The organism is uncultured Vagococcus sp. (assembly GCF_963518325.1).
In the GTDB taxonomy this organism is placed as follows: domain Bacteria; phylum Bacillota; class Bacilli; order Lactobacillales; family Vagococcaceae; genus Vagococcus_D.
The window spans coordinates 170773-189325 of the sequence record NZ_CAUQJB010000005.1; the positions used below are offsets into that span (position 1 = coordinate 170773).

The window sequence follows — 18553 nt, forward strand, 5'->3', positions numbered from 1 at the left end:
ACTTTAAACACAGTTAGTCCATCATTTGAGAAAGGAGACACACTATGAATCGAAATAAAAAAATCATTCGCAATCTAGCAGTCAGTTTTATCGCCTTTACGTGCACCACCTTGCTAGTAGGTTTAACGATGATTTTAATTGTCGAAAAAACCTTGTTTTCCGCTACTTTTTTAAATAAAGCAGCCCATCAATCTGATTATTATTCTGAATTAACCAAACAAATCAATACCCAAATCCAAGATTTTGGCCTTGGAAGTGGTATTCCCGCTGAGGTTTTAAAAGACAGTGTAAGTTCTCAACAAGTTCAAAAGGACTTTGAACAATACACGACTCAAGCCTATTACGGCAATACTTTAACCATTGAAAAAGAGCCTTTTCTAACACAGATTAAAGCACCTGTAATGGCTTATGCTAAAGATCAGAAACAAAGCCTAACCGCTGAGAGCGAAGTAGCCATCAGTAATTTTGCTGAACGTTCCTACGAGGCTTATAGCGACTTCATTAAACTACCTTTCTTACCAACACTGGGGCAGAAGATACAGTTATTTGCAAGTAACCTGACCTTATTTAAAGTAGTATTAGGCAGTAGTTTTGTCCTGCTACTGATGCTCATTATTTATTTGTTACATTGGTGGTGGCATCGGTTGATTCGTCATCTCTCCTTTGTTTTTGGCGGGGGTGGTTTGATGTTAATCATTATTCCTGCTCTAATTTTAGCCAGTGGCATGATTGACCGTATTTCCATTACGTCAAAGCCTCTCTATCAGTTATTAACGACTTATTTAACCAATAGTTTAATGGCTTTTATAGTGGTTGGCGGTGCTTTTTTGATGGCCTCGGCTCTTTCTGCCATCTTCTCGCAAATCCGACGAAAATTCAGTTGACTAAAAATGGCCTGAGACAATTGTCCCAGACCATTTTTTTATCCTTGATAGTTCGCTACATACTCAACAATTTCTTGTAAATAACCGGCTTTTTTCTCTGGCTCTAACCAACTTATCTTAAATGAATTTTCTGCTAACAAGACCACATCGGCTGGTGTCATCTCATAGTTTTCACTTAAGGCGACGATATCATCTGAGATATAACTTTGGAAATAGGCAGGATCATCAGAGTTAACCGTTACTTGGACGCCTTCTCTCAATAAGCTCAGAATCTCTTTGCCCTTCATATCATCCACAACAAAACCATTGGAAACGGGGCAACAAGTTAGCCCAATCCCCTTCTCTTTTACATACGTCACTAATTCACGGTCTTCCACTATGTTGGTTCCGTGATCCAAGCGCTCCACTTGAATGTCCATTAAAGCTTCACGAATATTCCCAATGGAGTTATCCTGATCGATGTCGCAATGCATGGTAACATGGAAGCCCGCTTCCTTCCCTTGTTTAAAAACTTCTTTAAATTTACCAGGAGGGTTACCCTGCTCATCAGAATCCAAGCCAATCCCTAAAATTTTATCTTTATAAAGCAATGCCTGCCGCAAGGTTTCAGCAGCCGATTCAGCTGACATGTCTCGTAAGAAACACATGATTAAGGCTGTCTCAATCCCTAAAGTCTGACTTTCTGTAACCGCTCGGTAATAACCATTAATCACCGTTTCAAAGGGAATGCCACGACTTGTATGGGCTTGAGGGTCAAAAAACAATTCAGCATAACGAACGTTGTGCTCCTTAACTTTTTCTAAGTAGGCCATGGCCAATTGATAAAAATCCTCTTCATCTTGTAAAACATTCATGGCTGGGTAGTAAATAGCAAGAAATGAGGGTAAAGAATCAAATTGATAACTTTTTTCGATTTCAGCAATCGTTGTTTGACCGATATCGATGTTATTTTTTTTGGCTAACGCTAATTTTAAATCCGGTTCTAATGTACCTTCTAGATGAAGGTGTAACTCTGCTTTGGGCATTCCTTTAATAAATTCGTTTGTAATCGTTGTTGGCAACATTTTTTCAGACTCCTTTTCTGATTGACACGTTTAAGTTAATAATGACATAAACGAACGTTCGAGTCAACAAATAACTAATCATTCGTTATTTTAAATATAAATCGGTTATTTCAAGAAAAAAAGACATCTATAACCATAAAAAACTAATAGAAATATTTCACCCTTCAGTTTTTTAAAATTAAATGATAAGGTTAAAAAATCAATGCTGAAAGAGTTCCTCCGACAATTGGGACCCAAGCATAAGCCTATCAGCAAAGCTGTGCTGTGAAATCGAGAAGACTGATACTCTCCTGTTTTCATTCCTAGCTCCATGACCTAACAAAACTGTCACATTATGTAAGGCCCTTGTTCGTGTTATTAATATCACCCTAGGCTATACTCAAAAAGGTTAAGACATTTATCTAGGAGGACAATTATGCAAAAAGGATTAACTGCGTTTCAATTAAAAATACTGGGAATTACCCTAATGGTTTGTGACCATATTCATCAAATGTTTGCCTTAGAAGGAGCCCCTATCTGGCTCACTATGATCGGTCGAATTGTTGCTCCGGTCTTTCTCTTTTTAAGTGCCGAAGGGTTCCACTACACACGAAATAAGCTTGCTTATTTGCGCAACTTATTAGTTGGTTTCTGGATCATGTCAGTGATTCAACAAGTACTGTCACGATTAGTGCCTAACGATGAGATTGTCTTGATGAATAATATCTTTGGCACCCTCTTCATTGCTGTCTTATTAATGTATGCTGTGGACCTGTTAAAAACAGGTCTGGCGACTAAAAGTACTAAAAAATGGATCTCTGGTTTAGCCATTATTTTAGGCGTCATCGGTTATGGTTTCGGTTTACTGTTGCTTTTCGAAAATTCCGATTTAGTGATGATTGCAGTCTATGGATCAATGATTATTCCGAATATTGTGTTTGTTGAAGGCGGCTTTCTGATGGTGCTACTGGCCCTTTTCTTCTATCTATTCCGTGGAAAAAAAAGCCTGCAACTTTTGGCCTTAGCTATTGTCGCCTTAATTTCAACAGGATTTTCGTTTCAAGATCTTTTTCTCAGTAACTTCCAATGGATGATGCTCTTTGCAGCTATCCCCCTTTACTTTTACAACGGTCAGGAAGGCCGTAAGATGAAATGGTTTTTCTATTTCTTTTACCCAGCTCATTTGGTGATTCTATACTTACTGGCCACCTGGCTTTAACTTAAAAAAACGGCCAAGGAATTTCCTTGATCGTTTTTTTATTCACCAAATAAATTGGGGAGTCGTTTTCGCAAGATTTTGACTAAGGGATATCCCATTGTGACTCCAACAAGGGTACTGATGAAAAAACTACCTAATACTAAACCTAAAGGCAATCCAATGCCCAAAACATATCTAGCCAATAAATATGAGACACACCCGCCTATGAGTCCTGTTCCAATAATTTCAACTAGTCCAGCCATCATTAACTTACTTGTTCGCCGATAAACAATTCCGATTAAGAATGCCCCAATCATACTGCCGGGAAATGCCAACAGTGTCCCCGTGCCGCTGATGTTTCGTAAAACTGAGGCAATAAAAGCTTGACTCACACCGTACCAGGGTCCCAAAGCGACACCAGTCAGTAAATTAATCAGATGCTGCATCGGTGCTACTCTAACAACTCCAATAGAAACATGAAATAAACTGCCTCCAACAAAAGCCAATGCCGCTAAACTAGCTGTATACGCGATTTTCTTAGCCTTGAAAGCTACCATTAGTTAAGAGCCTCAAACTGCCAGGTCTCCCTTGTGTAGGACATTTCCCAGAAAGCCAGTTCGTACTGACTACTGATTAAGAACGCTTCCTTCATCGCCAGACGCTCATCCTCATCCGCCAGTTCTGACAGTTGATTCAGCAAAGAAATTTGCTGCCTTGTACTCTCTGCAAACTCTGGGCTATCATAGGTGTTGATCCAGTCCTGATACAACGGATTAGGAGATGCTACTTGACTAAATCGCTGGCCTATTTCAAGATACAGCCAATAACAAGGCAAAAGGGCCGCCAGTGAAGTCCCCACTGTTCCAGTTGCTAATTGTCGATAAAGATGATTGACGTACTCATAAGCACTTGGTGCCACAACCGTCTTTTGGTACTCTTCCTTAGTAATTCCCAGCCACTTAAAATAGCGCTCGCGAACAGCAATTTCCCCTTCCTCCATGCCTTTTTGTAAGGCCAATTGACTAGCCCTGATCTCTTCGTCAGCCGTTTTAGCAGCCAATAATCCATGAGCTTCTGAAAAGTGAATTAAATAATAACAATCTTGTAGTAAATAATAGCGGAACCCTTGCTCATCTAAGGTTCCAGCAACTAACTCCTGGATAAAGTCATGGTCAAAACTAGCTTGCCATAATGCAGCAGCCTCTTCCCGTAATTCTTCTGAAAACATCTAGTCCACCTCACTCATCTATTTTATTGCCAGAGAGCTATCCAATTCTCACACCAAAAAGACCACCTCCTAATCATTAGGAAGTAGCCTGAAATAGCCAAATAAACAATCAGAACGAGCCCTCGTCAGATAGTTTTTTCTAAGCTTTCCCTTCGCGAGTCCTAACTCTCAGGTTCAGAGGGTCCGTTGATTTCATCAACATCTCAGTCTTTTTGAAAGACACCCCTAGCAATTATTTTGAGTATACCACAACACCTTGCTTTCCGTCTATTCGCTCTGTGATTTGCTCATTAAATACTGGTAAACCTCATGAGGCTCTCGACTAGTATCCAATAACTCAAAAAAAGCTTGATCATCCAGTAATTCAACCAATTCTGCCATGGCATTTAAATGTCGATTATTGGCTGTGGCCGCTAGACAAAAGATATACTTAACTGGGTCATTCTCTTTACTTCCGAATTCAATAGGATAACTGAGACTGGTAATGCTAATTCCCAATTTCTCCACCCCATCTACTGGGCGAGCATGAGGCAAGGCAATCTGTTTGGCAATCACCATATATGGCCCTTCCAGCTTAGTATTGGCAACTATTGTGTCGATGTACCCACGAGTGATATACCCTTGTTTTAAAAGAGGAGCCCCTGCTACACGAATCACTTCTTCCCAATCTCGGGCTGTCACTCTCAATTGAATCAAGTCTGGATTGGTAATCTCATATAACGCTGGTTCAGTCACCTCTGATTCAGTGTTTTCATTTTTAGGAATCAAACTGTCATAGAGTTCTTTTTCCAAAGCTCCAACATTTAAAATAGTGGCATGCTTTTCCACCACTTCCAAAATTGATTTGACACTAGGTAATTGAAAGCCTAAATTACCTAATTGAGAATAAACATCACTAATCAAACGGTACTTTTCTGCCGTATTCATAATTGGACTGACCACGTAAACAGGTTTTTTAGTGTAAAACAAGCGAATATTCGGCACTGTTGAAAAGATTAAATCGTACGAGTCAGCTAAATGTTCAATCCCATTGGTTTCCATAGGGCCAATAAAGGATAGTTCTGGAAAAAGGGTTTTTAATTCTGTGTAGACAATTGAAGAACTACCAATCCCATTTGGACAGACAATTAAAGCAACTTTTTGCGGTTGCTTAGCTTCTTTTAAGCTAGCACTCAAGGAAGCGAAATGCATGGTCAAAAAGGCAACCTCTTCTTCAGGTATGGCGTGCTCAAATAAAGAGGCGATAGGTTTTAGGGCTTCTTCCACAATATTAAAAAGCTCACTGTATTCTTTTTTTATCTTGCCGTGGAGGGGATTAACAATTGGTAATTTAAAATACAAACGATAATAGGCCGGGCGTAGATGTGAGTATAGCTGGTTAATCACCATTTCCTGATGATTAAAGCGAATCCCCGACAAGGCCTCAAAACGCATGATGATTCGTTTAACCAGTTCCATAATAATCTCATAGTCTTTAGTCGTTGAATCGGGATTGCCTACCGATAACCCCAAAATCCAAGCCCCTAAATAGAGGGCTGAAAAATCATCATGATTATCAGTTAAGGCCAGTATTCGTGTAGCAAACTGGTATTCTTTCATGGCAACAACTGCAGGTAAACGAAATTTTTCTGATCCTGCCTTTACCTTTAATCCCAGTCGCTTTTCTAAAAATATCAAAGTGTAAATAAACTCTTTTAAGCGATTTTCTACAAAGGAAATCTGGTACTCAACTAAATGAGGCGCGATTGCCTCTTTTAGTTGATCGACATTCGGCAACTGATTTTTTTCGATAAAATAATCATAGATAAACATGGTATTGTGCTCGGTGGAATCCCAAATAAGCATTTTCATCAGATGATACCGAATGTCGAACTCATTACCAACTAACTGATACCCCTCTTTTCGCGAATAAACGATGGCGATATCTTCTTTCTCTAACAGGGCATTAAGATTCTTTAAATCTGTTAATATCGTGGTTTTACCGACACCGAATTCCGTCATAAAGTGATTGATTGAGAAATAATCATCAACAAAATAAAATAAGAGCAAAAACAGATAATTTCCACGTTCAACCCCATTCATAACATACTCATCAGCATAGGAATCATCCACCAAAACAGCCAATAACTGCTCTTTCATTTCCAATGACACCGTAATGCGATTATTTTCTAACACAATGGTTTGTTGATAGGTCTCCAAAAGAATGGCATTGATTTTTTCCAGTGTGTATTCCAGTTGACGTCTAGTTAGTCCTGTTTGATTTTCCAATTCAGCCAATTCATAGCGTTGTCTCTCAACTAGTATTTTCATTAATTTCCGCGAACGTTCATCAGTCATTTCTGTTCCCCCTTGTCAATCGCCATTCCCAACGATCCCCTTCAGATGAGCTTTTAATCAAAAGTTTGGGCTTACCTTCCAGGACTTCTTTGGTAACTGCCACAAATCTTGCTGATTCCCCACAAATCAGCAAGATCACTTTCTCTATGCTTTTGTTAAATCGGACACCACTAATCAGCTCCGATTAAATAGCTGATGCTTAAGCTAATGTCTATAGCTCCATTAGTAATTGGCCTGACGAAAGTCAATCACAGCTTGTCTCAAAGCTAGGGCATTCTTAGCAATGTCTTGAGTACTGCCTTTAGTTAATAAACTGCCGACCCCCATACACTCTACCCCTGTTGCTAGCCACTCCGAAATATTTTCCACCGTCACGCCACCAGAAGACATGATCGGCATATAAGGTGTTGGCGTTTTAAAAGTGCTGACTAAGCTACTACCATAAAAGTTAGAGATTGGAAAAGCTTTAACCATGGCGGCTCCCGCCTCCATAGCCGTCAACATTTCGGTTACACTAGTGCACCCTGGCATGTAAGGAATCTGATAACGATTCGCCAAACGACAGACGCTCTCCTGATAATTAGGGGCAATGATAAATTTAGCCCCTGCTAAAATAGCCAAGCGAGCCGTTTCCGAATCAAGTACAGTTCCCGCCCCAATTAGCAAGCGATCTCCATATCGTTTTGTTAAAAAGCTAATAATTTCTCCAGCATTTGGCAAGGTGTAACTAATTTCCAAACAGTCAACCCCTCCTGCTAAACAGCCTTCAGCAATCTCAATGGCCCGCTCCTCGGTTTCAACCCGAACAATTGCCATAATAGCCGTTTCCTCTATTCGTGATAATATCTGGTTACGATACATCTCAAATTCCCCCTTTCTCGTAGTTAGCCATAACACGAACCACTTCCCTTCGCTGCTCCACCCCTATCGGCAAGACTGGTAATCGTGGAAGTCCAACCTCAATTCCTTGAATTGAAATAGCCACTTTTAAAACAGAAGGTAAGGTGCCAAATTTCAAAACTCGTCGAAATTCTTCAATACTTTCCTGCCTCTCTTGGGCTGCAACCAAGTCCCCAGCCAACCAGTGGTTATAAATCGCCACGTCATTAGCAGTTAAAACATTGGAAGTGGCTGCAACAGCCCCTGTGGCCCCTATTTCCAAGGCCTTTAGAATAAGGGAATCTGAACCAGACAAAACATCAAACTGCTGACCTTTTGCTGCCGCTATATAATGACTCATGTTGTCCAAGCTACCACTGCTGTCTTTGATGCCAATAATATTAGGATGGCTACTTAAAATTGAGACCACTTCCGGACTGATGTTCATTCCCGTATTTTTAGGAATATTATACAAAATAATTGGAATACTTACTTCATCGGCAATCTTTGTATAATGATTAACTAATTCAGCTTCAGTTAGTCCGACAAAGAAAGGGGAAATAACTGATAAGGCATCTGCTCCCATAGCCGCCATCTCTTTTGACAAGTTGATGACTTCCTCTGTGCTATTGCCACCAGTTCCGACATAAACCGGCACACGACCAGCTGTTGCCTCAATCACTATTTTAGCAAAATGTTTTTTTTCAAGCTGATTCATCACATGAAATTCACCATTGGTTCCAAGAATAAACAGACCTGCTACGCCTTTATTAATCAGCCGATTAACTAAGGCTACAGTTCCTTCTTCATTAATTGTTTGATCAGCTTTAAATGGTGTCACCATGGCCGTGATAATCCCTTTTAGTTCCATCTACTGGTCACTTCCTTCCATTTGTTTGGCAGCAGCTTGTCCCAATGCTCCGCCTGGATGCCATTTAACGTATTCCCTTGCGGTTAGGCCTTTCCCTTCTTGCAGTAAGACACTCAAAGCTTGCAATACGGTTACTTCCACAATAATCGAGGCCCTTGGTGGCTTATTCAAAGGGTCTCCCTCATGATCCACACTAGCCAGCAAGGTGCAATCACTCTGTTTGGACAACCAGGATTCCTTGCCTCCTGTTACGGAAATAATCTGGGCACCATTTTTCTTTAAGGTCGTCACTGTCTGCTTTAATTCCTCTGTCTCACCACTATTCGATATCGAAATCACCACATCCCCCGGTCGCACTTGTCCGGCAGAGCCGTGAATAGTTTCTGTTGCATCTAAAAAATAAGCTGGCGTCCCCGTAGAGGACAGCAAGGAAGCCACATAATCTGCCACGTGCCCCGGTTTGCCAATGCCTGTCACATGAACCCGGCCACCTTGAGCCTCAGCCTCTAAGATGATGTCTCGAGCCGCTGCCAAGGTTGTCAGGGATAAGTCATTGATAAACTTATTTAACTCCTCTGATAAATTCACTAAAAATTGCTCCAAAACCTGACTTTCTTTAATACTCATCCCTTTATCCTCCACACTCCCTGATTGAAGGAGCAAAGCCAACCGCTCTGCTCCCTAGGGTTTAATTAAATATACTTAATATTTTTTCTAGTAAGATCCCAATCACATTGTAATCAATATTTGGGAAAGTAGACCCCTCTAGTCCCATGCTGCCATAGATGGGATAGAGTACCGTTGGCAAGAAAGCTAACAGCAAGCCAATGATAAAGGAGCCGACAACAGCCCCACGCCAGCCCCCAGTTGAATTTCCAAAGACCCCTGCGGTTCCCCCAGAGAAGAAACAGATATGTGCAGCTGGAATAATCACCACTGGAAACTTAAAGATAACCATGACGAAGACGCCGATTAAGCCGGCTGCATAGGCTGATAAAAAGCCAACAATAACCGCTGTTGGTGCATAAGGGAAAACAGTTGGAACGTCCAATGCTGGACGGGAATTTGGAATAAACCGTTCAGAAATTGAGACAAAGGCTGCCGTAATTTCCGCTAAGAACATCCGCACGCCCGTCATTAGAATCGACATACCTGCCGTAAAAGTAAAGGCTTGAACCATTGGGAAGACTAACCAATGGGTCGTGCCAGCTAGTTCTTGTGTCACATCACGCCCTGCTTTTAATGCCGAAAGATAGAAAAGACCCAACATAATTACCGCAACGCCCATTAAGAAGTCTCTAAAAAAAGACAACCATTTTGGAAAATTAATGTCTTCCGTGCTTTTATTTTCGTATTTACTAAAGAGCTTGCCGATATAACCAGACAACGCATAACCGATCATATTGAAGTGGCCAATGGCCGTTTCATCACTACCAGTAATTTTGCGCATAAAAGGTTGACATAATTGCGGTAAGGCCGCTGAACAGAAACCTAAAATTGTTCCACCAAGTATAATCGCCATAATATCAGAAATGCCAAAAGATTTAATAATCAATGACAACACACAAGCAAAGAATAAACTATGGCCAGTTGTAAAGAATATATTTTTCATCGGCGTAATCCGTGCAAAAACCAAGTTCATGACAAATCCTAAAATCAATGTACAAGATGTTACTAAGGCATACTCCGTTTGTGCCATGGCAGTGGCGGCTTCAGGTGAAGCCACCACTCCGACAATATTAAAACCAGTTTGAAATAACTTATTAAAGTTTTGTAAGGCTCCGGTCATCAAGCCACCACCTGCACTGAAGACCATAAAACCGATAATCGTTTTAAATGTTCCCGTTAATACTTCTGTTCCCGTTTTTTTCTGAGCAACTAATCCAACAAATGCAACAATCCCCAGCAAAACAGCTGGTGTGCTTAAAAAGCTAATGGTAAAATTCATTTATCTAATCTCCTACTCCTATTGATTTAAAAAGGCTTTAAGCTTGGTGGCGATTTCATTTTTATCAACAATGTTGTTAATGCCAATCACCGTCTGCTTTAATTTCTTAGTGCTTAGCTCCTCAGCCACATCTGATAATGTTATCAATAAATCCCCATCAAAACCTGATACCCCATCTAATGATGAGTGCTCCACTGTAATTGGAAACCCTTGTTCTTTGATAACTTGCTCCGTTTTAATTTTTAACATTAAACTTGACCCAACTCCTGCGCGACACGCTACTAATGCTTTATGCATACTTTTTCCTCTTTCCTTGTTTAAGATGATGCCTGAGATTACTCAAGGCCCCTCTTGTTTTTAATTTGTCTCCTTAGCTGAAATATAAGCTAAAATTTCTTTTGCCGATTTGGCAGTATCAAGCATCCTATAAAACTCGTCATTGCTTAACAACTCAACTAGCTCTGCCATCCCTTGAAGATGTGACTCACTGTCCTTAGCACTCATACAAAAGAGATACTTAACAGGATCATTGGTTTGGTTTCCTGAAACCACCGGTGTTTTCAAGGTTGTAATTCCCATGGCTGGAGCTAATGCCCCGTTTTCAACAGGCGCATGAGGCAGTGCTACATGTTTAGTAATCACAATATAAGGCCCAATAGTCCGTGAAATCTCAATGATTTTTTCAATGTACTCTGCTGTAATTTTGTTACCTGTAAGTAGAGGGGTTGCTGATTGTCTAATAGCCTCTTCCCAATCTGTTACCTCAATATTCAATTGTATAAATTCTTCTTTAATCATTTTACTTAACAATTTGCAACACCTCATTAATTTTTTCAAGCGTACGACTTGATAGCCTTCTTACACTCTCAATATAACGTTAATAGGGAGTCAATTCAAACAGTTTTGGTACCTTCTTTTGTCACGCATCCACACAAAAAGCGTGCTTAGATAGCAAGAGCAGCTTACCAGATAACAGATTATGGCTCTTTTCGAAGCTAGTTAGTCTTTATCTGGTGGCTCTTCACCATTTGTTCATTCTATAACAAGGGGTAGAGTTCAGTCTGGGTGACTCCCCAACTACATAACTCGTGCTTAAGCTAATACTTTTTCATGAAAATTTCACCCTAAACAGAAATTCCCATGAATCCTTTCAAAGAACCTTAAGAACTGGACTTTTGCAACAAAAAAAGGACCCACTCATTTCCTCAGTGGTCCTGATTTCCCTTACAAAAACTCGTCTTGATGGTTTGCGAAAAACTGTTGATACGTCCGAATATTTTCTAATTCTGTCCAAGCCTTAGTAGGCATCCCCACTTGGTCCAAATTATAGATGGTTCCTTCCAGTGACCCCAATAAAAATGGCGAGTGACTGGCAATCACGAATTGACACTTCAAAAAACGAGCTGCCTCAGTGATTAGTGCTGCTAGTTTAAGTTGATTAGCTGGTGATAATGAGGCTTCTGGCTCATCCAATAGATACAAACCCTCTGGTTGCAGGTAATCCTCATAGATTTGCATGGCCGTTTCACCATTGGAATATTTTTCTTGAGCAAATTGCCGTCGTTCAATTTGTTGGTCCATCTTAAAGGAGGCCTTATGAATTAGTAATTGATCCTTAGTCATTCCAAGTTGTTTCCGCTCATAAAGATAGCCTTCCCTTAAAATGGCTTCTTGTTGAATCTTTTTGATTTCATAAAGAATATCTTCGCTCTTAAGGTAACGACTATTCTCTGGCACAATCCGATCTCGCCCGAGATCATCCTCTTCAAAACTAAGAGAGCTTTCAACCGTATATTGAGCAAAATAATCAGTTTGCCCCCAAACCTTTGGTGGCTCCGCACCAGGAATCTCTAATTTACTTGCCAATAAATTTAATAAAGTTGATTTCCCTGACCCATTACTTCCGTATAACAAAGTAATCCCATCAAATACGATAACTTCACCTGAGTACTGTTTTAAACTATTGTAAGGATAAATATTCGGATTTTTCAGTTCCATCGGTGACAGTTGGAAACTTCTAATATAGCGCATCTTCAAACTCCTTTTTTCTTGTTATAACTATTATAACCATCATTTTGTCATTAACAACCTCAAAATCAAACTTTAACACGCCCCCTTCGTTAGGATTTGCCTAACAGCCCACAGGCAAATCGCAAAAAAAAAAGAGACCAATATCTTTGGCCTCTCCCTTGTTTAGATAAAATTAACTGTTTCAATGACTTCAATTGCCGGATCAAGAGATTGCATCACTGGACAATTTTTAGCGATTAATTTAATGCCACGAGTGGCACGGTCTTGTAATTCTGGTGCTACCTTCACATCAAAGACCATTTCAATTTTTTTGACTGGTTCACTTTGGCGATCAGCATCACGGGTATACTCAATCATCACTTTTTCAAATGTGTGAGGTACTTTGGAATTCGTTAAAATAGATTGATAGACGTATGCCCCGCATGCGCCAACTGCTGCTACTAAACTTTGAACAGGTGAGTAACCGTAGTCTTTCAACAGCACCCAGTTACCCGTTTCTAAAGGCAATTCCATGCCCTTTTCTCCTTGGATTAATTCAATTTGATTGTTACTCATTGGTTGTTTTCTCCTTCGCTACAAAATGATCGGTCTCGACTTCCACCCAAGCTAAATCCTTTGAGGTATCAATTGGCTCAAGGGCCATGACACTTTCAGCACTATAAGCCTGTCGGGCTTTAATAGGATCAGCAATTGGAATCGCCGCTAATAAGCGCTTCGTATAAGCGTGTTGAGGGTTATTAAAAATAGCTTCAGTTGGTCCCAGTTCTACTAGTTTGCCCAAATACATCACCGCAATTCGATCTGAAATATAACGAACCATGGATAAATCATGGGAAATAAACAAGTAGGTTAAGGACCATTCTTTTTGTAAATCCATCAACAAATTTATGATTTGCGCCTGAATCGACACATCTAAAGCCGAAATGGGTTCATCACAGAGGATAAACTCTGGATTAACTGCCACCGCTCTCGCAATCCCAATCCGTTGCCGTTGCCCCCCACTAAACTCCCTTGGGTATTTATGAATAGCCGCTCCCGTTAACCCAACTTGAGCCAGCATCGCTTCAGCTTTTTTAAGAGCTTCTTCTTTTCCGTACAATAAACTTAAGGGTTCAAGAACCTGTTCCAGAGCTGTCATCCGCGGGTTTAAAGACGAATAAGGGTCCTGAAAGATAATTTGCATCCGTTGGTGAATCACTTGCCTTTCATTTTTTGACATCCCGCGAATAGACTGATTATCAAAATAAATTTGACCATCATCCACTTCTTCTAGCTGTAAAATGCTGCGACCTAGGGTAGTCTTACCACTACCAGACTCACCGACTAGCCCTAAGGTTTCACCTTTTCGAATCGTCAGGGAAACATCGTCAATCGCTTTAACAATCGTCTCCGTTTGGCCAAAGGCATTCTTTACTGGAAAATATTTTTTAACGTTTTCCACTCTTACTAAATCAGTCATCGGTCCCTCCTTTCCGCAATACTCGGTGAGTAGCCGTTAGATTAACCATCTGCCCCTTTTCAAGGGTTTCCTGATCGGAATGGTGGTTGCCCAGTGAATACAGACGCTCCCCTTTATCGCCCGTTGGAATAGCTTTTAACAGCTCTTTCGTATAGGCATGTTGAGGATTATAAAAAATCTCATCTGTCGTCCCTTCCTCCACAATCTCACCGTTATACATCACTTTAATGCTCTGGCACATTCCAGCCACAATACCAAAATCATGGGTAACCAGCACCACTGAAAGATCTTCTTCTTTTTGCAAGTAACGAATCAAGTTTAAAATCTGCGCTTGAATCGTCACATCTAAAGCCGTTGTTGGTTCATCAGCAATCAGCAGTTTCGGCTTAGCCAAAAGGGCCATGGCAATCATAATCCGTTGGCGCATCCCTCCTGACAGTTCATGAGGATACTGGGTCATTCGTTTTTCCGGCAATAAAATGCCCACCTTATTCAATTCAGCAATGGCGGCTGCTTCTGCCACCTTCTTTGAAACCTTACTTTGACGCTGAATGACTTCGACTAAATGGTAGCCAATGGTTCGCAAAGGATTTAATGCCGTCATCGGGTCCTGAAAAATCATCGCTGCTGGTAATCGTTCTTCCTTACGGGTCCCGCGAGAGACACCATCAAAACTAAATTGATCATAACTTAATACTGCATTATCTGGTAAAATATTCATGATACCTTTCATGGAAATACTTTTACCACTGCCTGATTCGCCGACAATTCCGACAATTTCTCCCTTAGGAATCCTCAGGTCAATGCCATGAATAATCTCTTGGGTCGGCTCATCTTTTTTCTCAAAGCTAACAGTTAAATTATCAATTGCTAATATTGTGTTTGTCATCATTATCCCTCCACCAGCGTCACATCACGCAAGAAATTACCTAAGCTATTAAATGAATAGACCGTCAAGATAATAAATAATCCCGGTAAAATGGCCATGTAAGGGGCTTGTTGTAAACTGCTTTGAGCATTTTGCAATAAACTCCCCCACGAAGCAACTGGCGGTTGAATACCAATTCCTAAGAAACTTAAGGCTGATTCAGTCATAATCGCACCAGAAATACTGCCCGTTGCCGCAACAATCAAAGTTGACAATACTGCGGGGAATATATGACGCCGAATGATTTTACTGTGTTTTTCGCCAATAAATTGAGCATAGACGACATACTCTCGTTCTTTCGCCGACAAGGTCTCAGCCCGAATCAGGCGGGCAATGTTCATCCATGAAAAACAACCAATGACAAAAATAATCGTGACTAATCCCGGTTTTAACAGGACACTTAATACAATAACCAAGACTAACCAAGGTATCGACGATAAAATATCCACAAAACGCATCAGAACGTTGTCGACCCAGCCACCAAAGTAGCCAGATATCAGACCGACTAAGGTGCCAATAATCGTGGAAGCCAGCATCGCTAGCACCCCAACCATCAAGGAAATCCGACCACCATAAACCACACGAATAAAGTAGTCCCGACCGATTTCATCGGTGCCAAAAATATGTTGAAGACTAGGACCGGCTGACATATTCGCTACATCGGTTTGATTAGGGTCAATTGGAATCAGTGGCGCAAACAGTGCTAATAGAATTAACAAACTAAGAAAAATGATTGCAATCCAATAACGAGGTTGACGACGCAGTACTTTCTGCCATTTTTCACTTAGTTTCATTTGGCACCTCCTTGTCTGATGCGAGGATCAACTATCGTATACAAGACATCTGACAGCAGGTTCCCTAAAATCACCAAGGTAGCCGAAAGCAACATGACCGCCATAATAACCGGATAATCCAAACTCTTTGTGGCAGACATTAGAAAAGGCCCAATTCCAGGCCAGCCGAAAATGCTTTCCGTAATAATCGCTCCAGTCACCAACATTGGTAAAGCTAAACCAATTTGCGTCACTACTGGCAATAGGACATTTTTACTGACATGTTTGAAAAAAATCTCTTTCTTCGTGGCACCAAAAGACTTTTGAACGGTCACATAATCTTCCGATAATTGGAGCAATGTCGAAGAACGGACATATCGAGCTAAGTCTGGGAAGAACGCCACTACCAGCACAATGTACGGCATAATAAAATGTTGCAAAAAGTCAACAAAGGAGCCTTCTTGCCCAACTGTATGCATGCCAATAATCGGTAATAAATCAAAACGATAACCTAATAAGTAAATCAAAATCATCGCAAACCAAAAGGTCGGCATTGAAATGCCCACTGAACAAATACCGTCGATTAAACGGTCTAAAAACTTGCCTTTATTAGCACCCGCTACTAAGCCCAGAACAATGGCAATCCCTAGGGCGGTGATATAGGCTGGTAAAATCAATTTAATCGTATTGGGAATTCGTGTCGCCAATTCGCTGCCAATACTTGCCTGACTAACTAGGGAATGACCAAAATCCCCACTAATAATTTGTTTTAGCCACAACAGATATTGCACTAAAAAAGGTTGGTCCAAGCCATAACGGGCTCGCATAATATCGATTGTTTCCTGAGACATATTAGGTGTCGTAATCGCATCAATCGCGTCATAAGGCGCCAGATGAATCATTGAAAAGACAATAAACGATACAACAAGTAATAGGGGAATAACTTGTAGCATTCGTTTTAAAATATACTTAGCCAAATTTACACATCCTTTATGAAAAACTAGATACCTCTTTAAAATAAACCTCAGATCCAGTTCCTCATGACCTTCCTTATTTTGAGATAAGATAACAGGTAAGAGGAACAGCGGGACTGCTTCTTGCAGTAGCAGATCATTTGTTCAAAAAAAGCTTCACAAGTTGCTGCATTCTGAGTAGACACGAAGTCTGGATCTCAGCGCTTTACGGCCCACTTGTGAAGCTTTTAAACTTTATTTAATCGTTAATTTAGATAAATCTTCGAACGTGTAAATCGGCACTAAACCAGCCTCTTCCACATTGCCAACCGCTTTATTAACGGCTAAAACTTTGCGGTTATCCACAATCGGATAAAAGGTTGCGTCATCTGCGATTTGTTGTTGAAGTTCTACATAAATGTCTTTACGTTTGCCTTCATCTAATTCAATAGCTCCATCATTAAACAATTTATCAGTTGCTTCACTCTTGTATTGGAAGTAATTTGCAGAACCATCTGAAGCGAATAATGATGAGTATAAATCAGGATCATTGCCCATGATATAACCACCCATAAAGAGATCATATTTAGTTGAACCTGGTTTTTTCAATTCAGCAAAAATCGCTGCTCCGTCACCACCTGCTAATTCAACGGTAATCCCTGCTTTTTGCAGTTGTTGTTGAATTAGCGTTGCTTGAATCGTTTGAACAGGGTCTTCAGATGAGAATGCTAAGTTAAGTTTAACAGAATCAAGGCCTGCTTCTTTTAGTAAACTCTTTGATTTTTCAACGTCGGTTGCATATTTTTCCACGTCATCCGTTGCAAATGGATTAGCTGGTGGTAAAATTGAATAAACATTTTCATAGTACTTATCAGATAAATAGCCTGCTTTGTTCAATTCATCTTTATCTAATGCGTATAAAACAGCTTGGCGAACCTTAACGTCCTTAAGGGCTTCTGAACTGTTGTTTAAGCCCATGTAACCCACACGGTTTTCACTATATTCATACGTATCCAACTCAGCTTTTTCCAACTCTTTAATATCATTAGGTAAAACGAAAGAGGCATCTACTTCACCTTTTTGTAAGGCTAATTTAGTTGTATCAGCATTTCCAATGATGCGCAAGGTTACCTTTGGCACAGATGGCTTACCACCGTAATAGGAATCATTTGCTTCAAATTGCAGATATTCTCCACGTTTGTAATTAACTAATTTGTAAGGTCCAGTTCCCACTGGTTCAGCTTTTAATTCATTTCCAGCAAAATCTGCTTCGTCTTTGAAGACATGTTCTGGAATAATATAAGTTTCAGTTGCAATATTATTAATGGCTGCAGCACTAACAGAAGGTAGATTAAACTTAACCGTTGTATCATCCACTTTTTCTACTGCAATTGGTTGGTCACCAACCCATAAACTGTCGGAGTTGCCATTTTCTTTTTTAACTTTTTGTTCGTAAGTAAACACCACATCGTCTGCAGTAAAAGCTTCACCATCAGACCATTTCACATCTTCTTTCAATTTAACCGTTAAAGACTTACCATCAGCCGCTGGCTCAAGGCTTTCAGCTAACTCCATCTTTTGGGTACCGTCTCCTTCAATTCTAACAAGGGGTGAATAAACCATATTGGTCGCTGTTAATCCCCAGCGATCACTTACCGTAATCGGATTTAGCGAAGTTGGATCACCATTAATCGCGTAAGTAAAGGTATCCTTGTCTTTCTTTTCCTTCGTTGTTGCTGCTTTGTCTGTGTCAGAACCTGTCCCACAACTGGCTAGAACCAATCCTGTCACTGCTAGTGCTCCGAAAAGCCATTTTTTTTCCATCAAATCTCTCCTTTTTGAGATGATTAATTGATTTAAAGGATCTTTTAATCATTTATTTAATAATGGCTTTCAGTATAGCCAATAATGTAGGCATTCGTCAATTAAATTCTCCTATTTTTGGTGATTAATTGTAAGTAATTATTTTCAACGATAATTTCCTCCTTGTGAAAAGGGTTCAGCACACCCTAATTTGTCCA

The 18553-nt window shown here is 40.3% G+C and carries 19 protein-coding genes and 1 riboswitch; of the genes, 2 read left to right on the top strand and 17 right to left on the bottom strand.

Going from position 1 to position 18553, the window contains the following annotated elements; all coding sequences use genetic code 11:
• Positions 1 to 44: 44 nt before the first annotated feature.
• On the top strand, positions 45 to 884 hold the full coding sequence (locus RWN13_RS07015; RefSeq protein WP_314061763.1) for a hypothetical protein: 840 nt from the start codon (positions 45 to 47) through the stop codon (positions 882 to 884).
• 38 nt (positions 885 to 922) lie between these two features.
• On the opposite strand, the gene add is transcribed toward RWN13_RS07015, so the two are convergent.
• Positions 923 to 1948, bottom strand: coding sequence for an adenosine deaminase (gene add / locus RWN13_RS07020; RefSeq protein ID WP_314061764.1), 1026 nt, complete (start codon positions 1946 to 1948; stop codon positions 923 to 925).
• 415 nt (positions 1949 to 2363) lie between these two features.
• On the opposite strand from add, the gene RWN13_RS07025 reads away from it, so the two are divergent.
• Positions 2364 to 3146, top strand: coding sequence for a TraX family protein (locus tag RWN13_RS07025; RefSeq protein ID WP_314061765.1), 783 nt, complete (start codon positions 2364 to 2366; stop codon positions 3144 to 3146).
• A 38-nt stretch (positions 3147 to 3184) separates the two neighbouring features.
• Here the strand turns inward: RWN13_RS07025 and thiW are convergent, their stop codons facing one another.
• The 16 genes from thiW to RWN13_RS07105 all read right to left on the bottom strand — a co-directional run bounded on the left by thiW (position 3185) and on the right by RWN13_RS07105 (position 18359).
• A complete protein-coding gene (gene thiW, locus RWN13_RS07030) occupies positions 3185 to 3682 on the bottom strand; it encodes an energy coupling factor transporter S component ThiW (protein ID WP_314061766.1) in 498 nt (165 codons plus the stop codon).
• On the bottom strand, positions 3682 to 4353 hold the full coding sequence (tenA, locus tag RWN13_RS07035; RefSeq protein ID WP_314061767.1) for a thiaminase II: 672 nt from the start codon (positions 4351 to 4353) through the stop codon (positions 3682 to 3684). Before tenA ends, thiW begins: the two co-directional genes overlap by 1 nt.
• 129 nt (positions 4354 to 4482) lie before the next feature.
• Positions 4483 to 4590, bottom strand: a riboswitch (TPP riboswitch).
• Positions 4591 to 4620: 30 nt separating this feature from the next.
• Positions 4621 to 6690: a BglG family transcription antiterminator gene (locus RWN13_RS07040; protein ID WP_314061768.1), complete on the bottom strand. Its 2070-nt coding sequence runs from the start codon at positions 6688 to 6690 to the stop codon at positions 4621 to 4623.
• Positions 6691 to 6912: 222 nt separating this feature from the next.
• Positions 6913 to 7551, bottom strand: coding sequence for a ketohydroxyglutarate aldolase (locus tag RWN13_RS07045; RefSeq protein ID WP_314061769.1), 639 nt, complete (start codon positions 7549 to 7551; stop codon positions 6913 to 6915).
• Position 7552: 1 nt separating this feature from the next.
• Complete coding sequence (dapA, locus tag RWN13_RS07050) at positions 7553 to 8440, bottom strand: 4-hydroxy-tetrahydrodipicolinate synthase (protein ID WP_314061770.1); 888 nt, start codon at positions 8438 to 8440, stop codon at positions 7553 to 7555.
• The gene (locus RWN13_RS07055) at positions 8441 to 9067 is read right to left on the bottom strand and encodes an SIS domain-containing protein (RefSeq protein ID WP_314061771.1); all 627 of its coding nucleotides are present in this window, start codon (positions 9065 to 9067) and stop codon (positions 8441 to 8443) included.
• Positions 9068 to 9128: 61 nt separating this feature from the next.
• Positions 9129 to 10388, bottom strand: coding sequence for a PTS ascorbate transporter subunit IIC (locus RWN13_RS07060; RefSeq protein WP_314061772.1), 1260 nt, complete (start codon positions 10386 to 10388; stop codon positions 9129 to 9131).
• Between the two features lie 18 nt (positions 10389 to 10406).
• Positions 10407 to 10685: a PTS sugar transporter subunit IIB gene (locus RWN13_RS07065; protein ID WP_209524663.1), complete on the bottom strand. Its 279-nt coding sequence runs from the start codon at positions 10683 to 10685 to the stop codon at positions 10407 to 10409.
• Between the two features lie 60 nt (positions 10686 to 10745).
• Positions 10746 to 11198 (bottom strand): PTS sugar transporter subunit IIA, encoded by a 453-nt coding sequence (locus RWN13_RS07070; protein WP_314061773.1) that lies wholly within the window; start codon positions 11196 to 11198, stop codon positions 10746 to 10748.
• Positions 11199 to 11612: 414 nt separating this feature from the next.
• Positions 11613 to 12419 carry an AAA family ATPase gene (locus tag RWN13_RS07075; protein WP_314061774.1) on the bottom strand — a complete coding sequence of 269 codons (807 nt, stop codon included), beginning with the start codon at positions 12417 to 12419 and terminating at the stop codon, positions 11613 to 11615.
• A gap of 162 nt (positions 12420 to 12581) precedes the next feature.
• A complete protein-coding gene (locus tag RWN13_RS07080; protein ID WP_314061775.1) occupies positions 12582 to 12974 on the bottom strand; it encodes an OsmC family protein in 393 nt (130 codons plus the stop codon).
• Entirely contained in the window at positions 12967 to 13878 is a 912-nt protein-coding gene (locus tag RWN13_RS07085; RefSeq protein ID WP_314061776.1) for an ATP-binding cassette domain-containing protein, read from the bottom strand. The genes RWN13_RS07080 and RWN13_RS07085 overlap by 8 nt, the downstream gene beginning before the upstream one ends.
• The gene (locus RWN13_RS07090) at positions 13871 to 14767 is read right to left on the bottom strand and encodes an ABC transporter ATP-binding protein (protein WP_314061777.1); all 897 of its coding nucleotides are present in this window, start codon (positions 14765 to 14767) and stop codon (positions 13871 to 13873) included. The genes RWN13_RS07085 and RWN13_RS07090 overlap by 8 nt, the downstream gene beginning before the upstream one ends.
• A gap of 2 nt (positions 14768 to 14769) precedes the next feature.
• A complete protein-coding gene (locus tag RWN13_RS07095) occupies positions 14770 to 15600 on the bottom strand; it encodes an ABC transporter permease (RefSeq protein WP_314061778.1) in 831 nt (276 codons plus the stop codon).
• Positions 15597 to 16556 (bottom strand): ABC transporter permease, encoded by a 960-nt coding sequence (locus tag RWN13_RS07100; RefSeq protein ID WP_314061779.1) that lies wholly within the window; start codon positions 16554 to 16556, stop codon positions 15597 to 15599. The genes RWN13_RS07095 and RWN13_RS07100 overlap by 4 nt, the downstream gene beginning before the upstream one ends.
• A gap of 231 nt (positions 16557 to 16787) precedes the next feature.
• A complete protein-coding gene (locus RWN13_RS07105) occupies positions 16788 to 18359 on the bottom strand; it encodes an ABC transporter substrate-binding protein (RefSeq protein WP_399553642.1) in 1572 nt (523 codons plus the stop codon).
• Between the last annotated feature and the right edge of the window lie 194 nt (positions 18360 to 18553).

What these genes read in the sequence shown, in the direction of transcription:
- RWN13_RS07015 (WP_314061763.1), top strand. Translation starts at nt 45, where the DNA reads ATGAATCGAAATAAAAAAATCATTCGCAATCTAGCAGTCAGTTTTATC.
- add (WP_314061764.1), bottom strand. Translation starts at nt 1,948, where the DNA reads ATGTTGCCAACAACGATTACAAACGAATTTATTAAAGGAATGCCCAAA.
- RWN13_RS07025 (WP_314061765.1), top strand. Translation starts at nt 2,364, where the DNA reads ATGCAAAAAGGATTAACTGCGTTTCAATTAAAAATACTGGGAATTACC.
- thiW (WP_314061766.1), bottom strand. Translation starts at nt 3,682, where the DNA reads ATGGTAGCTTTCAAGGCTAAGAAAATCGCGTATACAGCTAGTTTAGCG.
- tenA (WP_314061767.1), bottom strand. Translation starts at nt 4,353, where the DNA reads ATGTTTTCAGAAGAATTACGGGAAGAGGCTGCTGCATTATGGCAAGCT.
- RWN13_RS07040 (WP_314061768.1), bottom strand. Translation starts at nt 6,690, where the DNA reads ATGACTGATGAACGTTCGCGGAAATTAATGAAAATACTAGTTGAGAGA.
- RWN13_RS07045 (WP_314061769.1), bottom strand. Translation starts at nt 7,551, where the DNA reads ATGTATCGTAACCAGATATTATCACGAATAGAGGAAACGGCTATTATG.
- dapA (WP_314061770.1), bottom strand. Translation starts at nt 8,440, where the DNA reads ATGGAACTAAAAGGGATTATCACGGCCATGGTGACACCATTTAAAGCT.
- RWN13_RS07055 (WP_314061771.1), bottom strand. Translation starts at nt 9,067, where the DNA reads ATGAGTATTAAAGAAAGTCAGGTTTTGGAGCAATTTTTAGTGAATTTA.
- RWN13_RS07060 (WP_314061772.1), bottom strand. Translation starts at nt 10,388, where the DNA reads ATGAATTTTACCATTAGCTTTTTAAGCACACCAGCTGTTTTGCTGGGG.
- RWN13_RS07065 (WP_209524663.1), bottom strand. Translation starts at nt 10,685, where the DNA reads ATGCATAAAGCATTAGTAGCGTGTCGCGCAGGAGTTGGGTCAAGTTTA.
- RWN13_RS07075 (WP_314061774.1), bottom strand. Translation starts at nt 12,419, where the DNA reads ATGCGCTATATTAGAAGTTTCCAACTGTCACCGATGGAACTGAAAAAT.
- RWN13_RS07080 (WP_314061775.1), bottom strand. Translation starts at nt 12,974, where the DNA reads ATGAGTAACAATCAAATTGAATTAATCCAAGGAGAAAAGGGCATGGAA.
- RWN13_RS07085 (WP_314061776.1), bottom strand. Translation starts at nt 13,878, where the DNA reads ATGACTGATTTAGTAAGAGTGGAAAACGTTAAAAAATATTTTCCAGTA.
- RWN13_RS07090 (WP_314061777.1), bottom strand. Translation starts at nt 14,767, where the DNA reads ATGACAAACACAATATTAGCAATTGATAATTTAACTGTTAGCTTTGAG.
- RWN13_RS07095 (WP_314061778.1), bottom strand. Translation starts at nt 15,600, where the DNA reads ATGAAACTAAGTGAAAAATGGCAGAAAGTACTGCGTCGTCAACCTCGT.